The 23,319-nt window shown below is 35.8% G+C and carries 16 protein-coding genes and 1 tRNA gene; 2 read left to right on the top strand and 15 right to left on the bottom strand.

The annotated features are described in order from the left end of the window. Positions 1 to 191: 191 nt before the first annotated feature. Positions 192 to 271, top strand: a tRNA-Leu gene (locus M0M44_RS05870). Positions 272 to 308: 37 nt separating this feature from the next. On the opposite strand, the gene M0M44_RS05865 is transcribed toward M0M44_RS05870, so the two are convergent. From M0M44_RS05865 to M0M44_RS05795, 15 genes are all read right to left on the bottom strand, one after another. Continuing rightward, positions 309 to 779: an OsmC family protein gene (locus tag M0M44_RS05865; RefSeq protein WP_248728936.1), complete on the bottom strand. Its 471-nt coding sequence runs from the start codon at positions 777 to 779 to the stop codon at positions 309 to 311. 76 nt (positions 780 to 855) lie between these two features. Beyond that, on the bottom strand, positions 856 to 1,734 hold the full coding sequence (locus M0M44_RS05860; RefSeq protein WP_248728935.1) for an alpha/beta fold hydrolase: 879 nt from the start codon (positions 1,732 to 1,734) through the stop codon (positions 856 to 858). Between the two features lie 167 nt (positions 1,735 to 1,901). Then, on the bottom strand, positions 1,902 to 3,086 hold the full coding sequence (locus M0M44_RS05855; RefSeq protein WP_248728934.1) for an aldose epimerase family protein: 1,185 nt from the start codon (positions 3,084 to 3,086) through the stop codon (positions 1,902 to 1,904). Between the two features lie 109 nt (positions 3,087 to 3,195). After that, positions 3,196 to 4,704, bottom strand: coding sequence for an L-arabinose isomerase (araA, locus tag M0M44_RS05850; RefSeq protein WP_248728933.1), 1,509 nt, complete (start codon positions 4,702 to 4,704; stop codon positions 3,196 to 3,198). A 169-nt stretch (positions 4,705 to 4,873) separates the two neighbouring features. Next, positions 4,874 to 5,575, bottom strand: coding sequence for an L-ribulose-5-phosphate 4-epimerase (locus tag M0M44_RS05845; protein WP_248728932.1), 702 nt, complete (start codon positions 5,573 to 5,575; stop codon positions 4,874 to 4,876). Further along, positions 5,559 to 7,250 (bottom strand): ribulokinase, encoded by a 1,692-nt coding sequence (locus tag M0M44_RS05840; protein ID WP_248728931.1) that lies wholly within the window; start codon positions 7,248 to 7,250, stop codon positions 5,559 to 5,561. The genes M0M44_RS05845 and M0M44_RS05840 overlap by 17 nt, the downstream gene beginning before the upstream one ends. Before the next feature lie 226 nt (positions 7,251 to 7,476). After that, positions 7,477 to 8,592 (bottom strand): glycoside hydrolase family 43 protein, encoded by a 1,116-nt coding sequence (locus tag M0M44_RS05835; protein ID WP_248728930.1) that lies wholly within the window; start codon positions 8,590 to 8,592, stop codon positions 7,477 to 7,479. 41 nt (positions 8,593 to 8,633) lie between these two features. After that, complete coding sequence (locus M0M44_RS05830; RefSeq protein ID WP_248728929.1) at positions 8,634 to 10,613, bottom strand: glycoside hydrolase family 127 protein; 1,980 nt, start codon at positions 10,611 to 10,613, stop codon at positions 8,634 to 8,636. A gap of 254 nt (positions 10,614 to 10,867) precedes the next feature. Continuing rightward, positions 10,868 to 11,848: an arabinan endo-1,5-alpha-L-arabinosidase gene (locus tag M0M44_RS05825; protein ID WP_248728928.1), complete on the bottom strand. Its 981-nt coding sequence runs from the start codon at positions 11,846 to 11,848 to the stop codon at positions 10,868 to 10,870. Positions 11,849 to 11,889: 41 nt separating this feature from the next. Further along, positions 11,890 to 12,834 (bottom strand): glycoside hydrolase family 43 protein, encoded by a 945-nt coding sequence (locus M0M44_RS05820; RefSeq protein WP_248728927.1) that lies wholly within the window; start codon positions 12,832 to 12,834, stop codon positions 11,890 to 11,892. A 146-nt stretch (positions 12,835 to 12,980) separates the two neighbouring features. Further along, complete coding sequence (locus M0M44_RS05815; RefSeq protein WP_248728926.1) at positions 12,981 to 14,603, bottom strand: arabinan endo-1,5-alpha-L-arabinosidase; 1,623 nt, start codon at positions 14,601 to 14,603, stop codon at positions 12,981 to 12,983. Positions 14,604 to 14,613: 10 nt separating this feature from the next. Further along, positions 14,614 to 16,152, bottom strand: a complete 1,539-nt coding sequence (locus tag M0M44_RS05810; RefSeq protein WP_248728925.1) for an alpha-N-arabinofuranosidase — start codon at positions 16,150 to 16,152, stop codon at positions 14,614 to 14,616. A gap of 54 nt (positions 16,153 to 16,206) precedes the next feature. Then, complete coding sequence (locus tag M0M44_RS05805; RefSeq protein ID WP_248728924.1) at positions 16,207 to 17,211, bottom strand: arabinan endo-1,5-alpha-L-arabinosidase; 1,005 nt, start codon at positions 17,209 to 17,211, stop codon at positions 16,207 to 16,209. Between the two features lie 185 nt (positions 17,212 to 17,396). Continuing rightward, positions 17,397 to 18,959: a RagB/SusD family nutrient uptake outer membrane protein gene (locus M0M44_RS05800; RefSeq protein WP_248728923.1), complete on the bottom strand. Its 1,563-nt coding sequence runs from the start codon at positions 18,957 to 18,959 to the stop codon at positions 17,397 to 17,399. 28 nt (positions 18,960 to 18,987) lie between these two features. Next, positions 18,988 to 22,044, bottom strand: coding sequence for a SusC/RagA family TonB-linked outer membrane protein (locus M0M44_RS05795; protein ID WP_248728922.1), 3,057 nt, complete (start codon positions 22,042 to 22,044; stop codon positions 18,988 to 18,990). A 574-nt stretch (positions 22,045 to 22,618) separates the two neighbouring features. On the opposite strand from M0M44_RS05795, the gene M0M44_RS05790 reads away from it, so the two are divergent. Continuing rightward, complete coding sequence (locus M0M44_RS05790) at positions 22,619 to 23,308, top strand: NUDIX hydrolase (RefSeq protein ID WP_248728921.1); 690 nt, start codon at positions 22,619 to 22,621, stop codon at positions 23,306 to 23,308. Positions 23,309 to 23,319 lie beyond the last annotated feature (11 nt).

Here is a 23,319-nt window from a genome sequence, read left to right as displayed (position 1 = left end):
GTGTGTGCTTCGTTTTAACGAGCTGCAAATTTATAAAATTTATTGAACACTGAAAGCAAAAATTTAAGTATTTTTAGTAGTTCGTTTAAAATTATTTTTTACATTTGCACCGTGTTAAAGGAATGGCGCCATTTATGACTTCATTCTATTGCGTTAAAATAATCGCTTTTGATTATTTTTTCGTCTGCTACGCCCGGATGGCGGAATTGGTAGACGCGCTGGTCTCAAACACCTGTGGGAAACCGTGCCGGTTCGACTCCGGCTCCGGGTACAAAAACCTCTTCTTAACGGAAGAGGTTTTTTTGATTTTATACTGCATCACAACTCGCATCATGCAAAACCGGAAAATTGCACGAATTAGCAATAAAACACAATTGATTTGCTTTTTGATGCAATTCTAATGCTAAGTTAATTTGATCTGGATTTGAGATTTTTACTTTCGGATATAATCTTGCTTCAACAAAACGCCCGCTCCCATCTGGATTTACTTCTAATATTGCTTCTGCGTTATCTGAATATTCGATAACTTCTATTCCGTTTTGAGAGCACACGTACAAATATGACATCATGTGGCACGAGACCAAACTGCTCAATAACAAATCTTCTGGATTGTATAATGACGGATCGCCTTTGAAGGCTTTGGCCGCTGAAATATCTAAAACTGGTTTCCCTTCAATTTTTATTTGATGGCTTTTGCTGTAGAATCTTTTGGAAGAATCTGATGCAACTTGCTTGGAAGTCCAGTTTGCTTCTGCTTTGAATGTATGTTTGGAAGTCATTTTTTTGTTTTTTTAGCCACGAATTAAATGAAGCTGAAATTCGTAGCTAAAATAACATAATTCTGCTGATTGAATTTTATTTACCCCATTTAGTCCAATCTGAATCTGGTCTTTTAAAGGGTTCAGATAAAAACTTATTTGCTAATGCATTAAATAATTCTGGACTTGAAGCTGGCGCAAAATGCGTCTCTCCAGGCATAATACCCAACTGCGCTTTTGGTATATTTTCGAAAATTTCAACCGTATGCTCATTTCTGATTACATCTCTATCTCCAGCTATTACAAGGACTTTTGCTTTAATTTTTGATAAATCTTTTGTTGCAATACTAGGCTGATCTACTAAAAGTCCAGAAATTTGTTTCATTAGACCCCAATTCTCGCTAGTATCTTTTTCTTTAATCTTTGAAGCAATCGTTTTTTTCAAATTCTGAACATCTTTTGCCGCCCACGAATAAATAGCCGTAGAATCAGGTCTTAAATTGGCCCCCATAGCTATAATTTTCTTTATTTTTGACTTCCCCGAAATCCCCATTTGCAATCCAACAATTCCTCCGTCACTCCATCCAATAATACTTATCGAATCCAGTTTTAAGTGACTAACCAATGCTTCTGTATCTTTTGTAATTTGGACATATGTTAGAGAATCTGTTTTCAACTCCGATTTACCTTGTCCTCTGCTGTCGGCAACAATAACCCTATATTTATTTTTAAAATAATCAATTTGATTTCCCATTGATTCAATATTTCCTCCGTTTCCATGTATCAATAACAAAGGCTCTCCTTTTCCATATTCTTCATAGTAGATTTTAGCTCCGTTGAGTTCAGCAAATTTTCCGACAGCAGTATTTTTACCGTAAGGCGTGTCGAATTTAAAATTCATCTGAACCTGAGCATTTACGATTCCAAATAATGAAGATGTTAATAGCATTAGTAATGCTTTAAATATTTTTTTCATAAGGGAGGTTTTTGTTATAGTTATATCACAAACGTAAGAAATAATTTAACAAATTAACAAAGTCTCTATAATCTTAATGCATTTTTTATTTGTTTAAAAAAAACCTCGAAAACACAGAGCTTCCGAGGTTTTTAAAGAATTACTAAATTAATTAACAGATTCTAAAATTATTTTTTTACCGAGAATTTAAAAGTAGTTTTAGTTTTATAATTTTCTCTTGGGTTTAAAACCGTTGTTGGAAAATTTTTCTGGTTTGGTGAATCTGGATAATGTTCTGTTTCTAGACATAATCCTGTTCTGTGTGCAAAAGTTCCTCCGTTTGGCATTGGCAGAGTTCCGTCAAGGAAATTTCCTGAGTAAAACTGAATTCCAGGCTCGTCTGTTGTCATTTCCATAACTCTTCCGCTTGCTGCGTGATATACTTTTGCAATAATTGTTTTTCCTTTTTCAGGGTTATTCAATACCCAGCAGTGGTCGTAACCTTTTCCTTTTTCTAACTGCTCATTTTTAGCATTGATATCTTTTCCAATTAATTTAGAAGTTCTGAAATCGAAAGGTGTACCAGCCACATCTTCTAATTTTCCTGTAGGAATCAAATCTGCATCAACCGGAACTAATTTATCTGCATTTAATGTCAGTTCGTGATCTAAGATTGTTTTGGTAAAATCTCCAGATAAATTGAAGTATGAATGTTGTGTCAAGTTAACAACCGTTTTTTTGTCTGTTGTTGCTTCATACAAAACTTCTAACTGATTGTCATTCGTCAATGTATAAGTCACAAAAACCTTTAAGTTTCCTGGATAGCCTTCTTCCATATCTTTACTTACATAAGATAATTTTAAAGAAGCTGTATCTCCAGATTTAACCTCATCAGCTTTCCAAACTACGTTAAAAAATCCTTGCGGACCTCCGTGTAAAGCATTTGGCGCATTGTTAATTGCCAATTGATATTCTTTTCCGTCAAGCGAAAATTTACCTTTAGCAATTCTGTTTCCGTATCTTCCGATTAAAGCTCCAAAAAATGGATTTTCTTTTTCGTACTGAGCCAAAGAGTTGAATCCGATTACTACATTTTCAGAAACGCCTGCTTTATTAGGCACTTTCAAATCTGTAATTCTTCCTCCAAAAGTGATGATATCTACTTCCATCCCATTTTGGTTTTTCAATTTATAGCTCTCTACTTTTTCGCCTTTAGCAGTAGTTCCGTATTCCGATTTGTCAATTGTAACTAAAGCTTTTTCATCAGTTTCAACCTTTTCTGTGTCTGCTTTTTTATCGTTTTTACATTGAACAAAAACTGCAGCCAGACTCAAAAGGCTTAAACCGAAAACGCAACGTTTTAATACATTCATAAATGGTTATTTTTTTTAGTTAGTAAAGTTTTAAAGTCAAAAGTCATAAAGTCTTTTCTTCAAAGTAACTAAAACTTTCGGACTTTATGACTTTCGACTTTTGACTAATTTATAGTCCATGCTGAAACAAATGATAGTATGCCTCGTTTGCATTAATTTTATCTTTAAAGTCTCTTACCGTTGTTTTTTCATCAATTACCAATAATTCGATTCCGGCAATATCAGCAAAATCTTCCATATATTCTGTTGTGATTGATTGACTGTAAACTGTATGGTGCGCTCCACCAGCTAAAATCCAAGCTGTTGCTGCCACTTCTAAATTTGGTTTGCAATCCCATAAAACTCTAGCAACAGGAAGTTTTGGTAATTCTGCCATTGGCTTTACAGCTTCCACTTCGTTCACAATTAAACGGAAACGAGTTCCCATATCCACCAAAGAAACATTGATTGCGTCACCTGCAGGTGAGTTGAATACCAAACGAGCTGGATCTTCTTTTCCTCCAATTCCTAACGGGTGAACTTCGCAAAAAGGTTTTCCGTCTGCGATTGATGGACAAATTTCCAACATGTGAGAACCTAAAACGTATGATTTTTGTGGTGTGAAGTGGTAAGTGTAATCTTCCATGAAAGAAGTTCCGCCTTCTAAACCAACACACATTACTTTTAAAGCTCTAACCATTGCAGCTGTTTTCCAGTCTCCTTCTCCACCAAAACCATAACCATCGGCCATTAATCTTTGTGTTGCGATTCCTGGTAATTGTTTCCAAACTCCAAGGTTTTCAAATGTATCTGTAAAAGCTCCAAATCCTCCTTCTTCAAGGAAAGCTCTTAATCCTAATTCAATTTTTGCTGCTTCAACTAATGAACTTCTTTGTGCTCCGCCTTCTTTTAAAGAATCAGTTAAGTTATAAGAAGACTCATAAACTGCTAATAAATCAGCTAATTGTTTGTCTGTAACTTTCTCGATATGTTTTGTAACATCTGAAGAATCATATCCGTTTACAGACATTCCGAAACGAATTTGAGCTTCTACTTTATCTCCTTCTGTAACGGCAACTTCACGCATATTGTCTCCAATACGAGCTACTTTTAGGTTTTGAAGTTCATCCCATCCAAGAGTAACTCTAGACCAAATTCCTAATTGTTTTTGAACTCTTTGATCTTCCCAATGTCCAACCACAACTTTACGTTTTTTACGTAATCTAGACATAATGAAACCAAATTCACGATCTCCGTGAGCCGATTGGTTCAAGTTCATGAAATCCATGTCGATGCTTCCCCACGGAATTTCAGCATTGTATTGTGTATGTAAATGGCATAATGGTTTTTTAAGGATATTTAAACCACCAATCCACATTTTTGCTGGAGAGAAAGTGTGCATCCAGGCAATAATTCCGATACAGTTTTTAGCCGAATTCGCAGCCAAACAAACATCTAATATTTGAGATGGAGATTTTACCACATCTTTGTAAACCACTTTTACTGGAATACTAGATGAAGCGTCTAATCCTTTTGCAATTATCTGAGAATGTTCTGCTACTTTTCTTAATGTTTCTTCACCGTATAATTCCTGGCTTCCTACTACAAACCATACTTCTTTTTGAGAAATGTCTATCATTTTGTTATTTTGTTTCAAGTTTTCTTTGTTTCAGGTTTCAGGTTCTGAAATGCGGAAAATCTTATTGTTATGTTATTATTTTTGTTTTGTCTCTTTCATTTTTCACGTTCCAAGTTTCACGTTCCAACAACTTGAAACAAAAAAACCTGAAACCTGAAACCAAACTTTATCACTGTCCGTAATACGAATCTTTTCCGTGTTTGCGGTTGTAATGTTTCTTTATTAAGGAATCTTTTAATCTTGGCGCGTTTGGATTTATTTGCAAAGTCAGGTACGCCATTTCGGCAACCACTTCTAGAACTTTACTGTTGTAAACGGCTTTTGCTGCATTTTTTCCCCAAGCAAACGGACCGTGATTTCCAATTAAAACCATTTCTACTTCTTCGTAAGAAAGATTTTTTTCTTTGAAACAATCTAGAATCTGAATTCCGGTATTGTGTTCGTAGTTTCCTTCAATTAAGTGATCTGCCATCGGGGGCGCACACGGAATATCAGCTGTTAAGTGATCGGCATGCGTTGTTCCGAAAATAGGAATATCTTGCTGCGATTGTGCCCAGGCAACAGAATAGGTTGCGTGCGTATGTGCCACTCCGCCAATATTTGGCCAATGTTTGTACAAATAAGCATGCGTTTTAGTATCTGAAGACGGGCGCATTGTGCCTTCAATAACATTGTTATCAAAATCGACAATTACAATATCTTCAGGTTTTAAATCTTCGTAAGGAACGCCACTTGGTTTAATTGCAAAAACACCATTTTTTCTATCCACAGCGCTTACATTTCCAAAAGTATACACCACCAAATTCAATGCATTTAACTGCATGTTGGCTTCGTAACATTCTTGTTTTAAATCTTTATAAAGAGAGCTCATGTTGCGATATTTTTAAGTTTGGATCTGCAAAAGCACTTAATTTTTCGTATCCTAAAAGCAGTTTATGATACGCTTCAACTTTATCTGTCTGAGGGAAATATTCTCCATCAAAATCGCTTCCTATTTTTTGGCTTGCTTCGATTACGTTTGGATAAATTCCTGCTGCAACCGCTGCGTAAATTGCTGCACCTAAAGCAGGTGTCTGGTCTGAAGCTGCAATTTTAATTGGCTTGTTCAATACGTTAGCCAAAGTCTGCATGATAAAAGGCGATTTACGAGCAACACCTCCGATTCCGATTACGCTGTCGATTTTTACTCCTTCTTCTTCAAAACGATCAACAATTTTCTTCGCTCCGAAACAAATGGCGTTAACTAAAGCTTTGAAAATATGAGGTGCTTTTGTTCCTAAAGAAAGGTTCGAAATAGCGCTTTTTAATTCCTGATTGGCATCTGGAGTTCGTCGCCCGTTAATCCAATCCAAAGCAATTGGAAGACTTTCTGAAACTGGAATTTTCTCTGCTTCTTTCGTTAATTCAACAATTAATTTATCGCTGAATTCTTCTCTCAATTGTTCTTTTTGTTCTTCATTTAAAACAGATGAAGAACCTAATAAATGTTCTGTCGGCCACATTAAAAGTTCTTTGTACCAAGCCAATAAATCTCCAAAAGCAGATTGTCCTGCTTCTAAACCAATAAAGCCTGGAATAACTGAACCGTCAACTTGTCCGCAGATTCCGCGAACGGTTTTGGTTCCCACTTCATCATAAGAACCAACTAGGATATCACAAGTTGAAGTTCCCATAACGCGAACTAAAGTATTTTCTTCGATTTTAGCTCCAACTGCACCAGAATGCGCGTCGAAAGTTCCAACAGCCACAACTGTTTCTGTTGAAAGCCCTAAACGTTCTGCCCATTCATTGCTTAGATTTCCAGCAACTAAATCTGATGTATACGTTTCATCGTATAAATTACCGCGAAGTTGCGCTAAATACGGATGTAATTTTTCTAAGAATTCAACTGGTGGTAATCCGTTCCAGTCTGCATGCCACATTGCTTTGTGTCCTGCGGCGCAACGGCTTCTTTTAAATGTTTTTAAATCTTTATCTTCAATTAACAAATACGTCATTAAATCGCAATGCTCCATCCATGTGTGCGCTGCATTACGAACCGCTTCATCTTGTCTTGCAATGTGAAGAATTTTTGCCCAAAACCATTCAGAAGAATAAATTCCTCCAACGTATTTGGTCACGTCTTCTCCGCCCCAGCTTACTGCTAGTTCGTTGATTTCGTTTGCTTCATTAATCGAAGTATGATCTTTCCATAATACCATCATGGCATTCGGATTTTCTTCAAAACCTTTTGTCAAAGCCAATGGCGTTCCATCTTTTGTAACTGGAACTGGAGATGATCCCGTTGTATCAATACAAATTCCTTTTACTAATGAAGGATCTACTTTACTTTCTTTTACAACGTTTTGAATCGTAATTTCTAATCCTTCGATATGATCCAAAGGATGCTGACGAAATTGGTTTATAGAAGCGTCACAATATTGTTTGTTTTTCCATCTTTTGTAATGAGAAACATTTGATGCTAGCTCCTGCCCATTTTCTGTATCAATAAGCACCGCACGAACAGAATCTGTTCCGTAGTCCAATCCTATTACATAATTTTTCATTCGTATTTTATTTTTAAAATATTGACAAATATAATTATTAAAATTTTATAAGTGTACAAAAAACACTTAATAAAATTCTGCTCCTTAATTTTTACTAAAAATGCATCAAAACAAAGATTTAAGCTCAAAACAAAAAATAAATGTCAATGTTACATTTATAATGTTGCGATTATTTCATCTTAATCATTAAAACAGTCGCAGAATTAGATAAGAAATCTTAATCAACTTAGTTAAATTCGAATATTGGTGTACCGTTTTTATCAAATTTTAATTTCATCATTCTCGCATGACGATTAGGATCATATAACGGATCTGCAATAATTTCTTTCAACGGTCTTTTATCTGTCGCAGGCACAACTTTTGGATCACCAACGGCTTTTTCGTAATCCCTTGCATGATAAATTACTAATGGTTCTCCGTTTTCATCTACTGTAAATGAGTTATGCCCTGGCCCATAAATATGTTTTGCTTCATTGGTTTTCAAGACTGGATATCTAGATTTTTTCCAAGAATTTCTATCCAGTAAATCAGCATTTTCATCTGCTTCCATCATTCCCATACTGTAACAAGAACCGGTAGCACTTGCCGAAAAAGTAATGTAAATTTTCCCATTGTGTTTAAGAACTGCAGGACCTTCATTTACCCAAAAACCTATGCGTTCCCAATCATAATCTGGAGTCGTTAGCATGAATTGAACAGTTTTTAGTTTTACAGGAGATTCCATTTCGGCTAAATACAAATTAGAAGCTGCGAACTGCCCGCCTGTTTTTTCTGCCCAACAGAAATAGCGTTTATTTTTATGTTCGAATACCGTTCCGTCCAGAGAAAAATCGGTAAAGCTTTTTGGATCTGCGTCAGCTGCCTGCATTTGCCCCAATTCGATCCACTTATCATGCAGAGGATCTTGACCTGTACATTCCAAGACATAAGGTCTTAATTTCCAAATATCATTTTCTTCGCTTGCTGCAAAATACACATACCATTTTCCATCTAAATAATGAATTTCAGGAGCCCAAACATGACGGCTCATTGGTCCGCTTTTATGTTTTTCCCATACTCTAAAGGTTTCGGCATTTTGAAGTTCATCAATAGACTTTGCACGTCTTAACTCTATAGCGTCGTAGGTTGGTACCGATCCTGTAAAATAGTAATACCCATCTGTATGCTTGTAGATAAAAGGATCTGCTCTTTGCAACACTATAGGTTTGTTGGTTAAGGTTGTTTTTGTAGTAGTCACTTCTTTTTTAGACAGCTCTTTTTCTGCTTTTTTATCAGTACAGGAAGAAACACTTACAAAAACAACGGCTAAAAGTGCCCAATTTTTTAATATGTTTGTTTGCATGTTATATTGGTTTGTTTGAGTTTAATTTATTTGTGAGAAATTCAGTCTTTAAAATCAATCCACACTTTCATTTTTCCAACGCCACGGTTTGACCATGAATAATAGGGAATGGCTTTGAATTTTGAATTTTCGATTACATTTACGCCTTGTAATAAGTTTGCTTCTTTTCTCACTTTGAAAGTGTCCGAAGATGAAATATCGATCTTATCGAAATTGTTTTTATTATCAATTTCTTCAACTGCATATACTAATGGACCATATTCTAAAGAAACTTTGTTTTTGTTTGTCTCTACTTTAGAATTGGTTTCAACTTCCTGAACTTCCATCGGGAAATTGAGAGCGATTTTGTCTCCTTTTTTCCAGTTTCTGGTAACATTGAAATAGCCTTTTTCAGGCTGAATTGCCAATGTTTCTCCGTTTATGCTGATAGTTGGTTTTTGAGTTGAAACTTTTTTATATGTATATAAATCTCCCGGTAAAACCTCGTTTCTTGCCCAACCCGGAACACGAAGTTTAACAGTGAATTTGGCTTCTTTTTTCGGATTAACTGAAATTCCCACTTTTCCGTCCCAAGGGTAAGAAGTCTGTTGCGAAATCTGTAAATCGGTTTTTCCTATTGTGAAAGAAGCGTTGTTTGAAGCATATAAATTCACATATAAATCGTTTTTAGTTTTCGAATAAATCAATCCCGGAATTGATGGAATAAAACGAATTAAATTAGTCGGACAGCAAGAACAATCAAACCAAGCCTGACGCGTGCAAGAACCTCTATTTGATTTGTAAACACCATCTGCTTCTAAGGCATTTGGATAAAAAAATTGTTTTCCGTCAAGCGAAATACCCGAAATTAATCCGTTGTACATGGTTCTTTCGATCACATCAAAATATTGTGCTTTTCCGTATAAATTATGCAATCTGTGATTCCAATATACATCACCAATTGCAGCACAAGTTTCGTTGTAAGCAGTTAGATTTGGCAATTCGTAGTTTGCTCCAAAAGCTTCGCCGTCATGTCTTGATCCGATTCCGCCTGTGATGTACATTTTTTTATTGACCATATTGTTCCATAAATTATTTACGGCATTTTCATACGCTTTATCTTTGGTCATGGCAACAATATCAGTCATTCCTGCATACATATAAACGGCACGAACAGCATGCCCGACTGCTTCATTTTGCTGAATTACAGGAATATGATCCTGTGCATATTCTCCGTATAATTTATGATTGTTTGGATTGCCGCGATTGTCCAAATAGTATTTCGCCAATTTCAGATAATCTTCTTTTCCTGTAATCTGGTATAATTTTATTAAGCCCGTTTCTACAATCTGATGTCCTGGAACTCCTTTTACCTGTCCTGGATTATCTCCAAAAGTTCGTACCAGCATATCGGCAGCTTTTATAGCAATGTCAAGAAAATTGGTCTTTCCTGTTGCTTCGTAATGCACAATCGCCGCTTCAATTAAATGCCCTGGATTATACAATTCATGACTAATCTGCAAAGATTCCCAACGTTTTCCTTCAATTACAGGAACCCAAGGTGCTGGTGGTTTTGCAGGATTTATCGTTCTCCAAGTGGTAATATATCCGTCTGGTTCCTGACCAATTTTTACAATGGCAATCATCGAATCTAAAACTCTTTCCAATTTCGGATTTGGTGCACTGATTAAAGTATTTGATGCTCCTTCTATGATTTTATAAACATCGGTATCATCAAAAGGCATATCGCCTCTCACTTTTCCAGCTTTTTGTTTTCCAGCAATTAAAAAGTTTTCAAAACGTCCTTCTTCATCACATTTCTTAATCGCATATTCGATTGTCACTTCCTGCACTCTTTTGATAATTGGAAGCCAAAAAGAATCGGTCAGTTTTACATTTTGAATGTTAACTGGCTCTATTTCGTAACCTGCTTTTAAAACAGATGTTTTATTCTGCACCACATCGTTTTTGGTCTCTTTGCAGGAAACTAAAATCAGAAGTGATATGAAAATTGGTAAAATTGGTAAATTGTATTTCTTCATTATATTGTTTTATACTGAACTATTCGGTGTAATTATTTTTTAAACACATAGAATCATAGTTTTGCTTTATCTGTAAAAAGGCATTTCATTTTATAGAAAAAACATAGCTATGTGTTCAAATCTAGATTTGTTTTCTTAACTCTTTATTCATTTTTAAAATCTATGTTTCTATGTGTTTATTTTTTTGTTTCCCACAGATTGAGCTGATTTATTTTAATTTTTTTAATCCTAAAATCTGTAGCTGATGATTTTATTTATTTTAAAACAGGCCACAAATCAGTATCCCATTGTATTTCTTTAACCACTAATCTTGGCTTTCCATTCGTTTTCTTTTCATAAGCATGGTAAAACATATAGTCCTTTCCGTCAAAAGTGTAAGCGCTATTATGCCCTACTCCAAAGTAATTTTCATCACCTTGAACAACTAAACTTCCTCCACCTTGATCGAGTTGTTTTCCATCTTTATCCAAATAGGGTCCTGTTACATTTTTAGCTCTTCCAACAACCACTTTGTAAGTGCTTTTTTCTCCGCGACAGCATAAATCCCAAGAAAGAAATTGATAATAATAACCGTTTTTCTTAAAGATAAAAGGAGCTTCAAGCGCACCGTCTCCCGGATCTGAATCTGCTAATTCGAAACTTCTTTTGCGTTTTGCAATCGTATGCCATTCTTGAGGTTCTGCAATTGATTTTAAATCGGGATTTAATTTTACCAATTTTAATCCTTCCCAAAAAGAACCAAATGAAAGCCAAGGCGTATTATTCTCATCAAAAACCAAATTCGGGTCAATGGCATTCCACATGTCTCGATTGGGTTGAGATTGAATTACAATACCGTGATCGACCCATTTGTAATTTTTATCTTTTGGATCTAAAGTCGTATTGGTTGCAACGCCAATTGCCGAAGTGTTTTTAGCGAAAGCCGAAACAGAATAATACAAATAATATGTACCGTTGTGGAATGAAATATCTGGCGCCCAAATATGATTTTTAAAATCAGCTGCAACGCCATTAGCCCAAACTGGTTTTTCTGCAAAAATCTGTGGTTCTTTGTTCCATTTTTTTAAATCTTTGGAACTAAAAACACTGATTCCGTTGCCTGTGCAGTACAAATAATAGGTATCTTTTTGTTTGATAGCAACAGGATCGTGTACAACAATTTCCTGCGCCATAACCGCAGAAACGGTAAACATCAGAAAAGCCGAAATTGTATATTTTATATTTTTATAAACCATATAAGTGATATAAGAAATTTAAGTTTTGGGTTGACTGAAAACTATTGAATTCCTTCAGATGTCATTACGACACGTTTCATTGTTCCGTCTTTGTTATAAAATAATTTGTCAACACAGACAGATCTTCTAAAACTTCCTCCGTTTGGTTTTGATGCTCCGTTGTGATAAATGAAATAAGATTGCCCTTTAAAATCAATTATGGATTGATGGTTGGTGTTGCTGTTTCCTGCTAATTCATTCAAAATTCCTTTAAACTCCCAAGGCCCTGTAATGGATTTGCTCATGGCGTAGGCAATTTTTTCTGGAAACTCATAAGCGTATGACAAATAGTACCAGTCGTTATGTTTGTGAATCCATGGTGCTTCGGTGAAATTTGGCAGTTTTATGTGATGAATTTCGCCGTCTATTTCGGTCATGTTTTCTTTTAATTTAGCGTAATGACAAGCTGTATTTCCCCAAAAAAGGTATGCTTGTCCATCAGTATCGATAAAAACCGTTGGATCAATATCATCCCAGCTTATATCGCTAAATTTGGTCATATCGTTGGTGATTAATGCTTTTCCTAATGCATCTTTAAAGGGCCCCAGCGGATTATCTGCAACAGCAACTCCAATCGATTTTCCTGAAACAGTTTCATGTTCAACCGTTACGTACCAATAAAATTTGCCGTTTCTTTCTATTACCTGTGAAGCCCATGCATCACTTTTTGCCCATTTAAAATCGGTTACTTTTAATGGCACTGGATGGGACTCCCATTTTTTCATGTCAGAAGAAGAATACACCAGCCACTCATTCATTTTATAAAAATTAAAATCGTTTGGCGCTTCGTCATGACCTGCATACAAATACACTTTGTCTTTGTAAACCAATGCTGCAGGGTCTCCTGTATACTTATCTGTAATAATAGGGTTGTTGAATTTTACCGATTGAGCAGTTGCTGCAATCGATAAAAGCAAAACAGAAAGGTTTATAAATAGATTTTTCATTTGTTACTTTTTTTTGCCACAGATTTCACAGATTAAATTGATTTTTTTAATTTGTGGCTTATTTTTTCTCTCGCAGATTTGGCAGATTGCGCAGATTTTATTTTTAATTTCGAATTGGAATTTGGTATTTAAAAAATTGGAACTTTCTAATTTATCTTTTTACCCCAAACAGCCAAGCCCGCACTATTGATTCCGGTGTAACTTAAAGTCACTTTTCTGGTTGCCGATTCCCAATCCCATGCATCAATTACATTACATTTAACTCCGTTTATGGTCGCGATTTTTTTGGCAGGATCGTAAGACCAAGTTCCCGTTATATCGCCACTTACTTTTTTGTCGGCCGTTAAATAAATCGTAACCGATTTCTGCATGGTTTTGTATTGGTAATTCATGGTAATTTGTTCCCAAGTTCCTACCAGATTTCCTTCTGCAAAAGTGGTTGTTGGTACTCCAGCATAACGTTCTGGTTCTATTACAGGCCAGCCGTCTTCTGTCCATTGAATTCCGTGCACATGTCCCATCATGACTGCATTTGAAACCGCAATTCCCGCAACTCCTTCTGGCAAACGGGCCTGCGAAGCATAAAACCATTGTTTTGTTTCTGGATTTTGAAAAACAGCGCAGTGCGCAAATCCAACCCAACCTGTATGATTTTTAAATTGATACGGATGCGTTATCAACGGAAAACATTCTGCACCGTTTGTTATACTCATTCCAGTATTGGTTACATAAGGACCCAGAATATTTTTAGAACGAGCTACACGCGTGTTATAAGCAACCGATAATTCGTCATAAGCCAAAAACAGATAATAATATTGAGTATCGGGATTGTAGATAATTTCTGGTCCCTCAAGTGCTTGCCAGCGATTTAAATTTACGTTTCCTCGTCCTGCAATTCGAACTCCGTAATCGTCGATTGTTTTTAATTTATCTGGTTTTCCTGTTGTCGGATTTAGTTTTAAAGCCGCGATCCCAGAATGCCAAGAACCATAAATTAAATATTGTTCGCCTTCTGGGGTTTCAATAAAACTCGGATCAATGGCGTTGAATTTAAAATAAGCATCCCAATCGTTTCCTCCGTTTCTAACATAACTTTTTACGCCGTCTGGTTCAGAACAGACTACCATTCCTTTATCAACCCAATTATTAGAAGCCAAATCTGTTGTTTCAGCCAAACCAATAAAAGCACGTTCTGTCCAAGAAGTATTGGTGTCTGTTCCTGTAATTGGATTGGTAACCACAATGCTGTAATACATTCTGAAAACATTCCCTACTTTTCGAACGCATGGCGCCCAAAATCCATAATTTGGATTTTCTATCGGAGGAAGTGCTGGACTCATTCTGGCTCTTTTATTATTTAAAGAATCTTTTACCCAAGCCGGAGCCTGAAGCATTGAAGGTCCCATAAATTCCCAATTGATTAAATCTTTTGATCTTCTGTAGAAAAAATGTCCGTTGCCATCATGCGCATTTCCATACGAAGCATCGGTTTGATACATATAATAGTATTCTCCCGATTTTTCGACTGACGGATCGTGTACGTTTGCCAGATTCCATTGTGATCTACTGGCCCAGCTTGCAAATGCAGTATAATTATCTGCATAAGTTGGCCCTGCAAATGTTGGCGTTACCACCGGAGGTGTCACCACAGGATCTGGATCTGGCGTTTCTACCGCTGGATCATCTTTGGAACAGCTTATCACAATAAGCGTCACAACTAAAAGTCCAATGTATGAAACGGTTTGGAGAATGAAATTTGATTTTTTCATCTTTATAATTTTATTTTCCCTCTAAAACAACTACTGAGAAAGGAGGAATCGTGATTTCCAGTTTTCCTTTTTTATTTTCGAAACCTTTAAAAGCTGTCGGAACAATTTTATTCGGATTTTCGAATGAATTGTAATCTTGCAATTTAGCCGATGTTATAACCGTTCCTGTGAAGTTTTTCACGCCTAAATCTTTTACATCAATTTCAATTTTGTTTTTGTTTTTTGCATCCACATTCACCAATGAGATATGAACCGCTCCGTTTTTATCTTTGGATGCTGACACTGAAACCGCAGGAAGTTTTTCTCCATTAAAAGTATATGATGGTGATTCGAAACTTACTGGCAATAATTTTGCATCTTGATGCACGCTGTACATTTTCATTACATGATAGGTTGGCGTTACAATCATTTTTGCTTTATCGGTAAGGATTACGGCTTGTAAAACATTCACACATTGCGCTAAATTGGCCATACGAACACGATCTGCATGATTATTGAAAATATTCAGCGTTGCTCCTGCTAAAACTGCATCACGCATTGTATTTTGCTGATATAAAAATCCAGGATTAGTTCCTTTTTCTACTTCATACCAGCCTCCCCATTCGTCAACAATCATGGCTACTTTTTTCTCAGGATCGTACTTGTCCATAATAGCGGAATGCTTGGTAACCAATTCTTCCATTTTTAAAGCTGACTGTATGGTTTTGAAATAACCTTCTTCAGTAAAATTTCTGTCGTCTCCTTTTTTACCCCAATCAATAACAGCGTAATGGTGCACTCCAACTCCGCCTAACATATTCAGCGGAATACCTTTCATTAAAACTTCTGTCCAATTATAATCTGCACTGTTTGATCCAGAAGCAATTCTTGTGATTCCTCCAGTATTTTCCCAGTCTGACATGAAAGTCGCATATTTACGATATTCTCCTGCATAATATTCTGCCGTCATATTTCCTCCACATCCCCAAGCTTCATTTCCAATTCCCCAGTATTTTACTTTCCAAGGTTCTTTTCTTCCATTTTTAGCACGTAAATCACTCATCGGACTTTTACCGCTGAAGTTCGTATACTGAACCCAGTCTGCCAATTCCTGAACCGTTCCGCTTCCTACGTTTCCAGATAAATAAGGTTCCGCACCTAAAAGTTCACACATGTTAAGGAAATCATGAGTTCCAAAACTGTTGTCTTCTGTAACACCGCCCCACCATTTGTTTACAATAGTTGGTCTTTGTTCTTGTGGTCCGATTCCATCTTTCCAGTGGTAAGTATCAGCGAAACAGCCTCCTGGCCATCTTAAATTTGGAATTTTCAAATCTTTTAAAGCTGCAATAATATCATTTCTTACTCCTTTTGTATTTGGAATTTTCGAAGTATCTCCAACAAAAAATCCTCCGTAAATACAACGACCTAAATGCTCTGCAAAATGACCGTAAATATTTTTGTCAATTGTTGGCGCATCGGCCGTATTTTTAATGGTAATTGTGGTCTGCGCAAAATTCAGCTGACTGCAAAACGAAATAAGAATTGTAATTAAAAGTGCTTTTTTCATAGTGGTTTTTATTGTAGAGGAAAGCCCGAAAACTTTCCTCTGAATTTTAATTTTTTAATAAGAAAGTGTCGGCCATCCTGATGACCAAGTAAAGTATACAATTTCAAGTTTTGGATTTCCGTTGTCGGCTCCGTCATAATAATGAACAGCTCCTTTTTGAGTTCCTGTAATTCTGGACAAATGCCCTGGACCGATATAATTTCCTTGTGAGGCCAAAACGGTCGTTCCGCCGCCGCTTTTTAGAGACACTCCGTTTTTATCCACAAAAGGTCCAAACGGACTTGTAGAACGTCCAACTACAATATAATAGGTGCTGTTCACTCCATTGCAGCAAGTTCCTCGGTTTACAAATAAGTAATAATAACTTCCTTCTTTAATTAAACAAGGAGCTTCCCAAGATGCGCTGTTTCCACCCGCAACAATGGTTCTGCTTCCTGTTGTTTTTCCTGTCGAAGGATTAATTTGAATTACGCCAATACCTGCGTGCCATGAACCATAAGCCATATAGACATTGCTTCCGTCTACTAAAATTGACGGATCGATTGCATTAACATCTGATGCTGATGAAGAAGAAACGACAACACCTCTATCTGTCCATGTTGTTCCTGCACTTTGCGAAATGGCTGGTGTTGTAACCAATCCAATAGCTGATGTTGCTGACCCAAATGTCGAACAGGAATAATACATATTCCACCTGTTATTAAACCAAGCAACATCTGGTGCCCAAAAGGTTTTAACGAATCCTGGAACATATCCTGTAATCCAACTTGGCGTTGATGAAAACACCGATGTTCCCCATGCCCAGCTGGTTAAATTTGTAGAATATGTTACTGGTATATTATCTCCTGTAGTAAAAACATAATAATTAACACCACTTTTTACAATTGTACTTGGATCATGCGATGGCACATTTCCGCTGACTGTTTTAGCTGTTGAATTGGTAACCTGTGAATCCTGAGCATTAACAACTGTTGCTACTTCTTCTGTTAGGACAATATCTTCATTTTGACAACTCCCAAATAATATCGCTAATAAAACCAAACTTGTAATTGTTTTCATTGTTCTAATTTTAGTTACTGTTAAAAATTAATTCTCTTGTATTCCAAATTCTAAGGCATAATATCATGTGAAGAATCCACACCTTCACATGATATTAGGTATTTAACTAACTCAAAAATATTTTTAGTCTTTGTTTTTCAGTTCCAGTATACAGTGAGACTGCGACTGAAGCCCAGACTGTAAACTTAATAACTGTCGTTTTGGATTGTTCCCGGGTTGTTATCCATTTCTAATTGTGGAATTGGGAAATATTCTCTTCCTGCTGTATAAGAATTAAATTCTGCATCTCTTGCTTTTAACCAAGCTAATTTAGTAGGATCCTGAAGCCATCCCCAACGACGGATATCATCAAAACGGTGTCCTTCAAGAGGGAATTCTAAAAATCTTTCATGCCCAATCTGTTCTCTCATCTGTGCTTGAGACATTCCAGGTTTCGCAGTTGCTAAATCAGGAAGATTAACTCGGTCTCTTACCATTTGAATATAAGTATAAGCTCCTTGCGTATCTCCTGTTTCATTTAAACATTCGGCATACATCAAAAGAATATCGGCATATCTTAATAAACGCTCATTGATTCCCGAACGCCAATCGTATTCGTCTGCAAATTGTCCGTCAGAGTTTTGGTACTTTCTGCAGAATAAATCATTTAAATCGGCTGGACTTGAAGCATAGAATGTGGCAAAATCTTTTCCGTACAATTGCATTCCTCCTGGCTTATTGTAGAAAATAGTAGCATCTAAACGAGGATCAAGCTCTCCTGTTTTTGTTTTTTCATCGTGAAATTCATTAAACAATGCCCAAGTTGGCTGAACGTCTGTCCATCCAAAAGCACGTGGTGCATAGGTAATAGCTCTTGCAGATGTTTTTCCCCATCCAGAAGCGGGAGCACCACCCCAACCTAAATCAACACCTCCAGCATCACGGCTAAATTGTACTTCAAAAAGAGATTCTGAATTGTTTTCGTTTGCTGTTGTGAAGTTATCACGGTAATTTGTTACCAAAGAATACACCCCTAAATCTATTACTTGCTTAAAAGTTGTTTTTGCATTTGTAAAATCTTTTGTAAACAAATAGGCTTTTCCTAAATATCCTAACGCAGCACCTTTAGTTGCACGTCCTTTTTGTCCTGCATCTAATCCTGAAATGCCAACATAAGAATTTGGAAGTAATTCTGCTGCTGCTTTAAAATCTGCAATAACTTGCGCCCAGCCTTCCTCTTGTGTTTTTTGAGGATAATAAACCGCTAAATCTGTTGGAAGAGGCACATTCTTAAACATGTTTACTGCATGAAAAAAATACAATCCTCTTAAGAAATAAGCTTGTCCTATAATCCTGTTTTTTAAAGCTTCGTCTTCAAATTCAATTCCGGGTACATTTGTCAACACTTGATTGGCACGGTAAATACCTTGATAATAGGTTTCGTAAGCCCACCCATAAATCGCTGCATCTGCAACGTTTGAGTTAAAGTGCCCCACATTGTACATTGAAGCCCAAGGGCTGTTTGTACGAGAATCATCTGCTTTTGCGTCCAGCAATAATGGTGTACTTCTCATGTAAGTTCCGTCTGTCAGTAAACTTCCGTAAGCAGCATTTACACCTTGCAATGCATCTTCATCTGTTTTCCAAAAGTTATCGACTGAATCATTGTTTGGATCTAGTTGAGTCAAATCTTCGTTATCCACACAGCTTGTGGTTACCAAGGCTAGTGAAAGGAAAACGGTTATATAGCTAAAAAATTTAGATTTCATTTTAATACGTTTTAATGGTTAGACCTGGTTAGAAGCTCACTTCTACTCCTAAAGAAATTGTTCTTGGATTTGGAAAAGATCCTGCATCATATCCTCTTGAAAGTAATCCGTCACTGTTAAAGTCAGGATCATATCCTTTATATTTAGAGATAATCAACAGATTTTGACCATTTAGGTAAACCTTAGCCTTTTCAATAAATTTATCTTTTATCGGAATGTTATAACCGATTTCCATTGTTTGCAGCTTCACATAATCGCCGCTTTCAATAAATCTGTTTGAATCTCTGCTGTTTCCATTTGGATCTCCAATAACTGGAGCTGGAATATTTGTATTGGTATTAGTTGGTGTCCAATAATTTAACTCATCTGTATGATGATTTGTATATTGTCCGATCATTAAATTGCGGTACATCGCATTAAATACTTTGTTACCTCCTGCTCCCTGCCAAAACATTGAGAAATCAAAGTTAGAATAAGAAGCACTGAAATTAAATCCGAAGCCATATTTAGGAATTGTTACTCCTTGGAAAGTTCTATCTGCATCTGTAATTATTCCGTCGCCATTTACATCTCTAAATTTCACGTCTCCAGGAGCTGCACCGGTTTGTGTTGGAGAAGCCGCAACTTCAGCTGCATTTTGGAAAATTCCAATTGCTTCCCAAGCAAACATTTCGCCAACAGATCTTCCTACTTCAGTTTTAGAAACTGCTCCGTAGATCGGATTTCCGTTTACACCGATTTTAGTAACTTCATTTTTCAGTGTTCCAAAGTTTGCAGAAATATCATATTTAAATTTATGATGATGATTGCTGTAAGCTGCTGTAAACTCAACCCCTGAATTTTTCATTGATCCCGCATTTGTGGTAACACTTGCCGGAAATGCACCTGTAGAAAACGGAAGCGGAACTCCTAACAATAAATCATCTGATTTTTTTACAAAGTATTCTGCTGTAAACTGTAAATCATTGTTTAAAAAACCTAATTCGATACCCACATTTGAGTTTGTAGATTTTTCCCATTTTACATTCGGGTCAAGGGCCGCAACTACAGTTGTTCCTGGGGCAAGTTCATTATTAAAATCATAACCTGCAAAACTGTTTACGGTTGAAGCAAAGAAATATTGCGAAATGGTATTATTTCCTAATGTCCCGTAACCTCCTCTAAGTTTAATATTGCTTATCCATTCTGGCAATGTCCAGAATTTTTCGTTGCTAATTTTCCATCCTCCGGAAAAAGAGTAAAAATTTGCCGAATTATTTTTCTCACTGAAAAGAGACGTTTTATCTTGTCTAAAATTAGCCTGCAATAAATAACGGTCATCGTAAGCATAATTTAATCTACTGATATATGATATTCCTGTAATCGTAAATTTATATTCGGATGCATTTCTAGCATCTGCATATTGAAGCATCGGAATGTCGTTTGGCGTAAAACCTACACCTCTCATATTGTATCTGTGATAATCTCTTTTTTCCTGAATCCAACCTGCAAGAGCATCAATTTTATGCTTACCAAGAGTCACTTCATAAGTTAGCAAATTATTCAAAAACGTTCTTAATTCGTTTCCTGTTTCAACATCTAGAGATGCTTCGTCATTTGTAGTAATATAATACCATCCTAAATCACTTGGCGGAATAAATTTTCTATTTTCCCAGTCCGTTCTGTCATAACTTACATCCAGTTTGTATTTAAGACCTTTTACGATTTCGACTTCTCCCCAAACATCTCCAATGAAGCGATTTCTTTTTCCATTATTATCAATCAGATTGTTGTATCCAATAGGGTTCATAGAAATTGCTCTCTGAGTCAGGTTGTCTGTACCTCCATAACCGCCAAGTCTATTTGCATCATAAACTGGCATAGTCGGAATAGCTCCTAAAATATCACTTACAACCGTTTGACCTGCATTGTATTCATTAAAAATTTCCTTATCAGATTGTGTATAAGCTATTTTTGCACCATATTTAAATTTTCCTTTTTTACCATTTAAATTTAAATTGGTAGACAATCTTTCATAGTCCTGAGGTGTTTTAATGTAACTTGTATTTTTAAAATAGTCAACATTAAAGCTGTAAGCAATACTTTCTGCACCTCCTGTAAATGTCAAGGCTTGATTTTGTACAACACCCGTCTGAAAAGATTCTTTTTGCCAATCTGTATTTACATTCGATATGTACGATGGACTATTTGGATCATTTCCTGGAGCAATACTTACAGGAACACCTGCTCTAATATCTCTATTTCTTTCAGCCTCGCTAGTAATTTTCTGATACCCAACTCGATCGGTAACATCCCATTTTTTAGCAACATTTTGAAGACCTACAATAGACTTGAACTTAATGTCCATTTTGCCTTGTTTTCCTTTTTTAGTCGTAATAATTACAACACCATTTGCACCGCGCACACCATAAATAGCAGCCGATGATGCATCTTTTAAAACCTGCATTGATTCAATTTCTCCTGGAGCAAAATCATAAGGTGAATCGACCATAATTCCGTCGATTACAAAAAGTGGATTATTGTTGCTAAATGAAGTTATACCTCTAATCTTCACATTCACAAAACCTCCGGGTTCTCCTGAAGATTGTACAGTAACACCTGGCACTTGTCCTTGAAGCATTTTTGCAGCATCATACGTAACTACTTTTTTAGCCGATTCTAAATTAACAACACTTACAGAACCTGTTAAATCTGATTTCTTTTGAGTTCCGTAACCAATAACAACTACCTCGTTAAGTTTATTGGTGTCTTCGCCCAAAGCCACATCAATTTTAGACTGGCTTCCTACGACTATCTCTTTGTTCTGAAATCCTATAAATGAAAAAACTAAAACATCATTTGTTGATGCTTTAATCGAATACTCTCCATCAAATCCAGTTGTAGCAACTGTTTTGGTTCCTTTTATTATAATGTTTACACCCGGCAAAGGAAGATTGTCTTGCGCCGATGTAACAACCCCTGTTATCGTTTTGCCTTGAGCAGACATCTGATTAACAGAAAATAATAGCATTAATACTGCTAAAATCCAATTTGTTTTTGGCAATAGAAAATTGCAATACAAAAGTAATTTTTGTTTTGTAATCATAATGGTTTAGTTAAGATTGGTTAGTGGTTTTAGTTAATAAGTGTTAATCTTACATTTGTAAATTTAACTAAAAAAAAATCATGTAAACAAATTAATATCACAAAAAAAGAGCTAAAAAAAAACACATATCGCAAATTAAGTGTCAAATTAACATTTAAAAATTCAAGGTTTTTTCAAAAAAACTGCTGTTTTGTTGATTTTAATTGTGTAAAAAATACACTTTTAATGAAAAAGAAGGTTTTTAATCAAAAAAAGAAGGGGAGAAAAAAAAGCATAAATAATCTGTTTTTTAATGTTTTGAATTCATAAAAAAGACTATTTTGTAGGTAAAAGATTGTTTATTTTTTAGTGTTTTTGTCTAAACAGAACCAATTTTTGCAAAAAACTATCCTTGACTGTCCTGTTTTTTTCTTAAAAAAATCTTAAAAAGAGGATTTGTATGTTATTTTTATCTAAAAAGTAACTTTTTTAACTATACATTTGAATAGTTAATTATGTAAGTGTAAAATCTACATTAATAAATTATGATACGTTTTAAGAAGTTCATATATTTACCCATCCAAATTAATTATATATGCTAAATAGTTATAGCTCTGCTGATAAAGTTTTACTGGCAGTAGACTGCATCATTTTCGGATTCGACAATGATGGTCTGAAAATCCTTTTGATTCAAAGAGATTTTGAGCCTGAAAAAGGGAAATGGTCCTTAATTGGAGGTTTTCTAAAACGTGATGAAGTTTTAGATGCTGCCGCAACTAGAATCTTAAATACCTATACAGGTCTTAACGATATTTATATGGAGCAACTTTATGCTTACAGTGAAATTGATCGTGACCCTGTAGAAAGAACCATTTCGGTTTCTTACTTTGCTTTAATTAATATCGAAAACCACAATGCAGAATTGATCCAGAATTACCACGCTGAATGGTTCCCGATTAACGACGCTCCAAACTTAATTTTTGACCATAACGAAATGGTTCAAAATGCTATTAAGAGGCTTCGATACAAAACTTCTGTAAAACCAATTGGCTTTGAATTGCTTCCTGAGAAATTCACAATGCGCCAGCTTTTAGAACTGTACGAAGCTATTTTGAGCAAAGAATTGGACAAAAGAAATTTCATCAGTAAAATAAATTCTCTGGAAATTCTAAATAAACTAGAAGAAAAAGACATGCAGTCTTCTCGAAAAGGTTCTTACTTATATACCTTCAACAAAGAGAAATATGAAGAAAAACTACTAAATAATTTTGTACTCAATTTATAATTTACACCAAT

Source organism: Flavobacterium humidisoli (assembly GCF_023272795.1).
Classification (GTDB): Bacteria; Bacteroidota; Bacteroidia; order Flavobacteriales; family Flavobacteriaceae; genus Flavobacterium; species Flavobacterium humidisoli.
The sequence above is the reverse complement of the archived record's forward strand: the minus strand, read 5'-3'. Positions and strand labels throughout refer to the sequence as shown.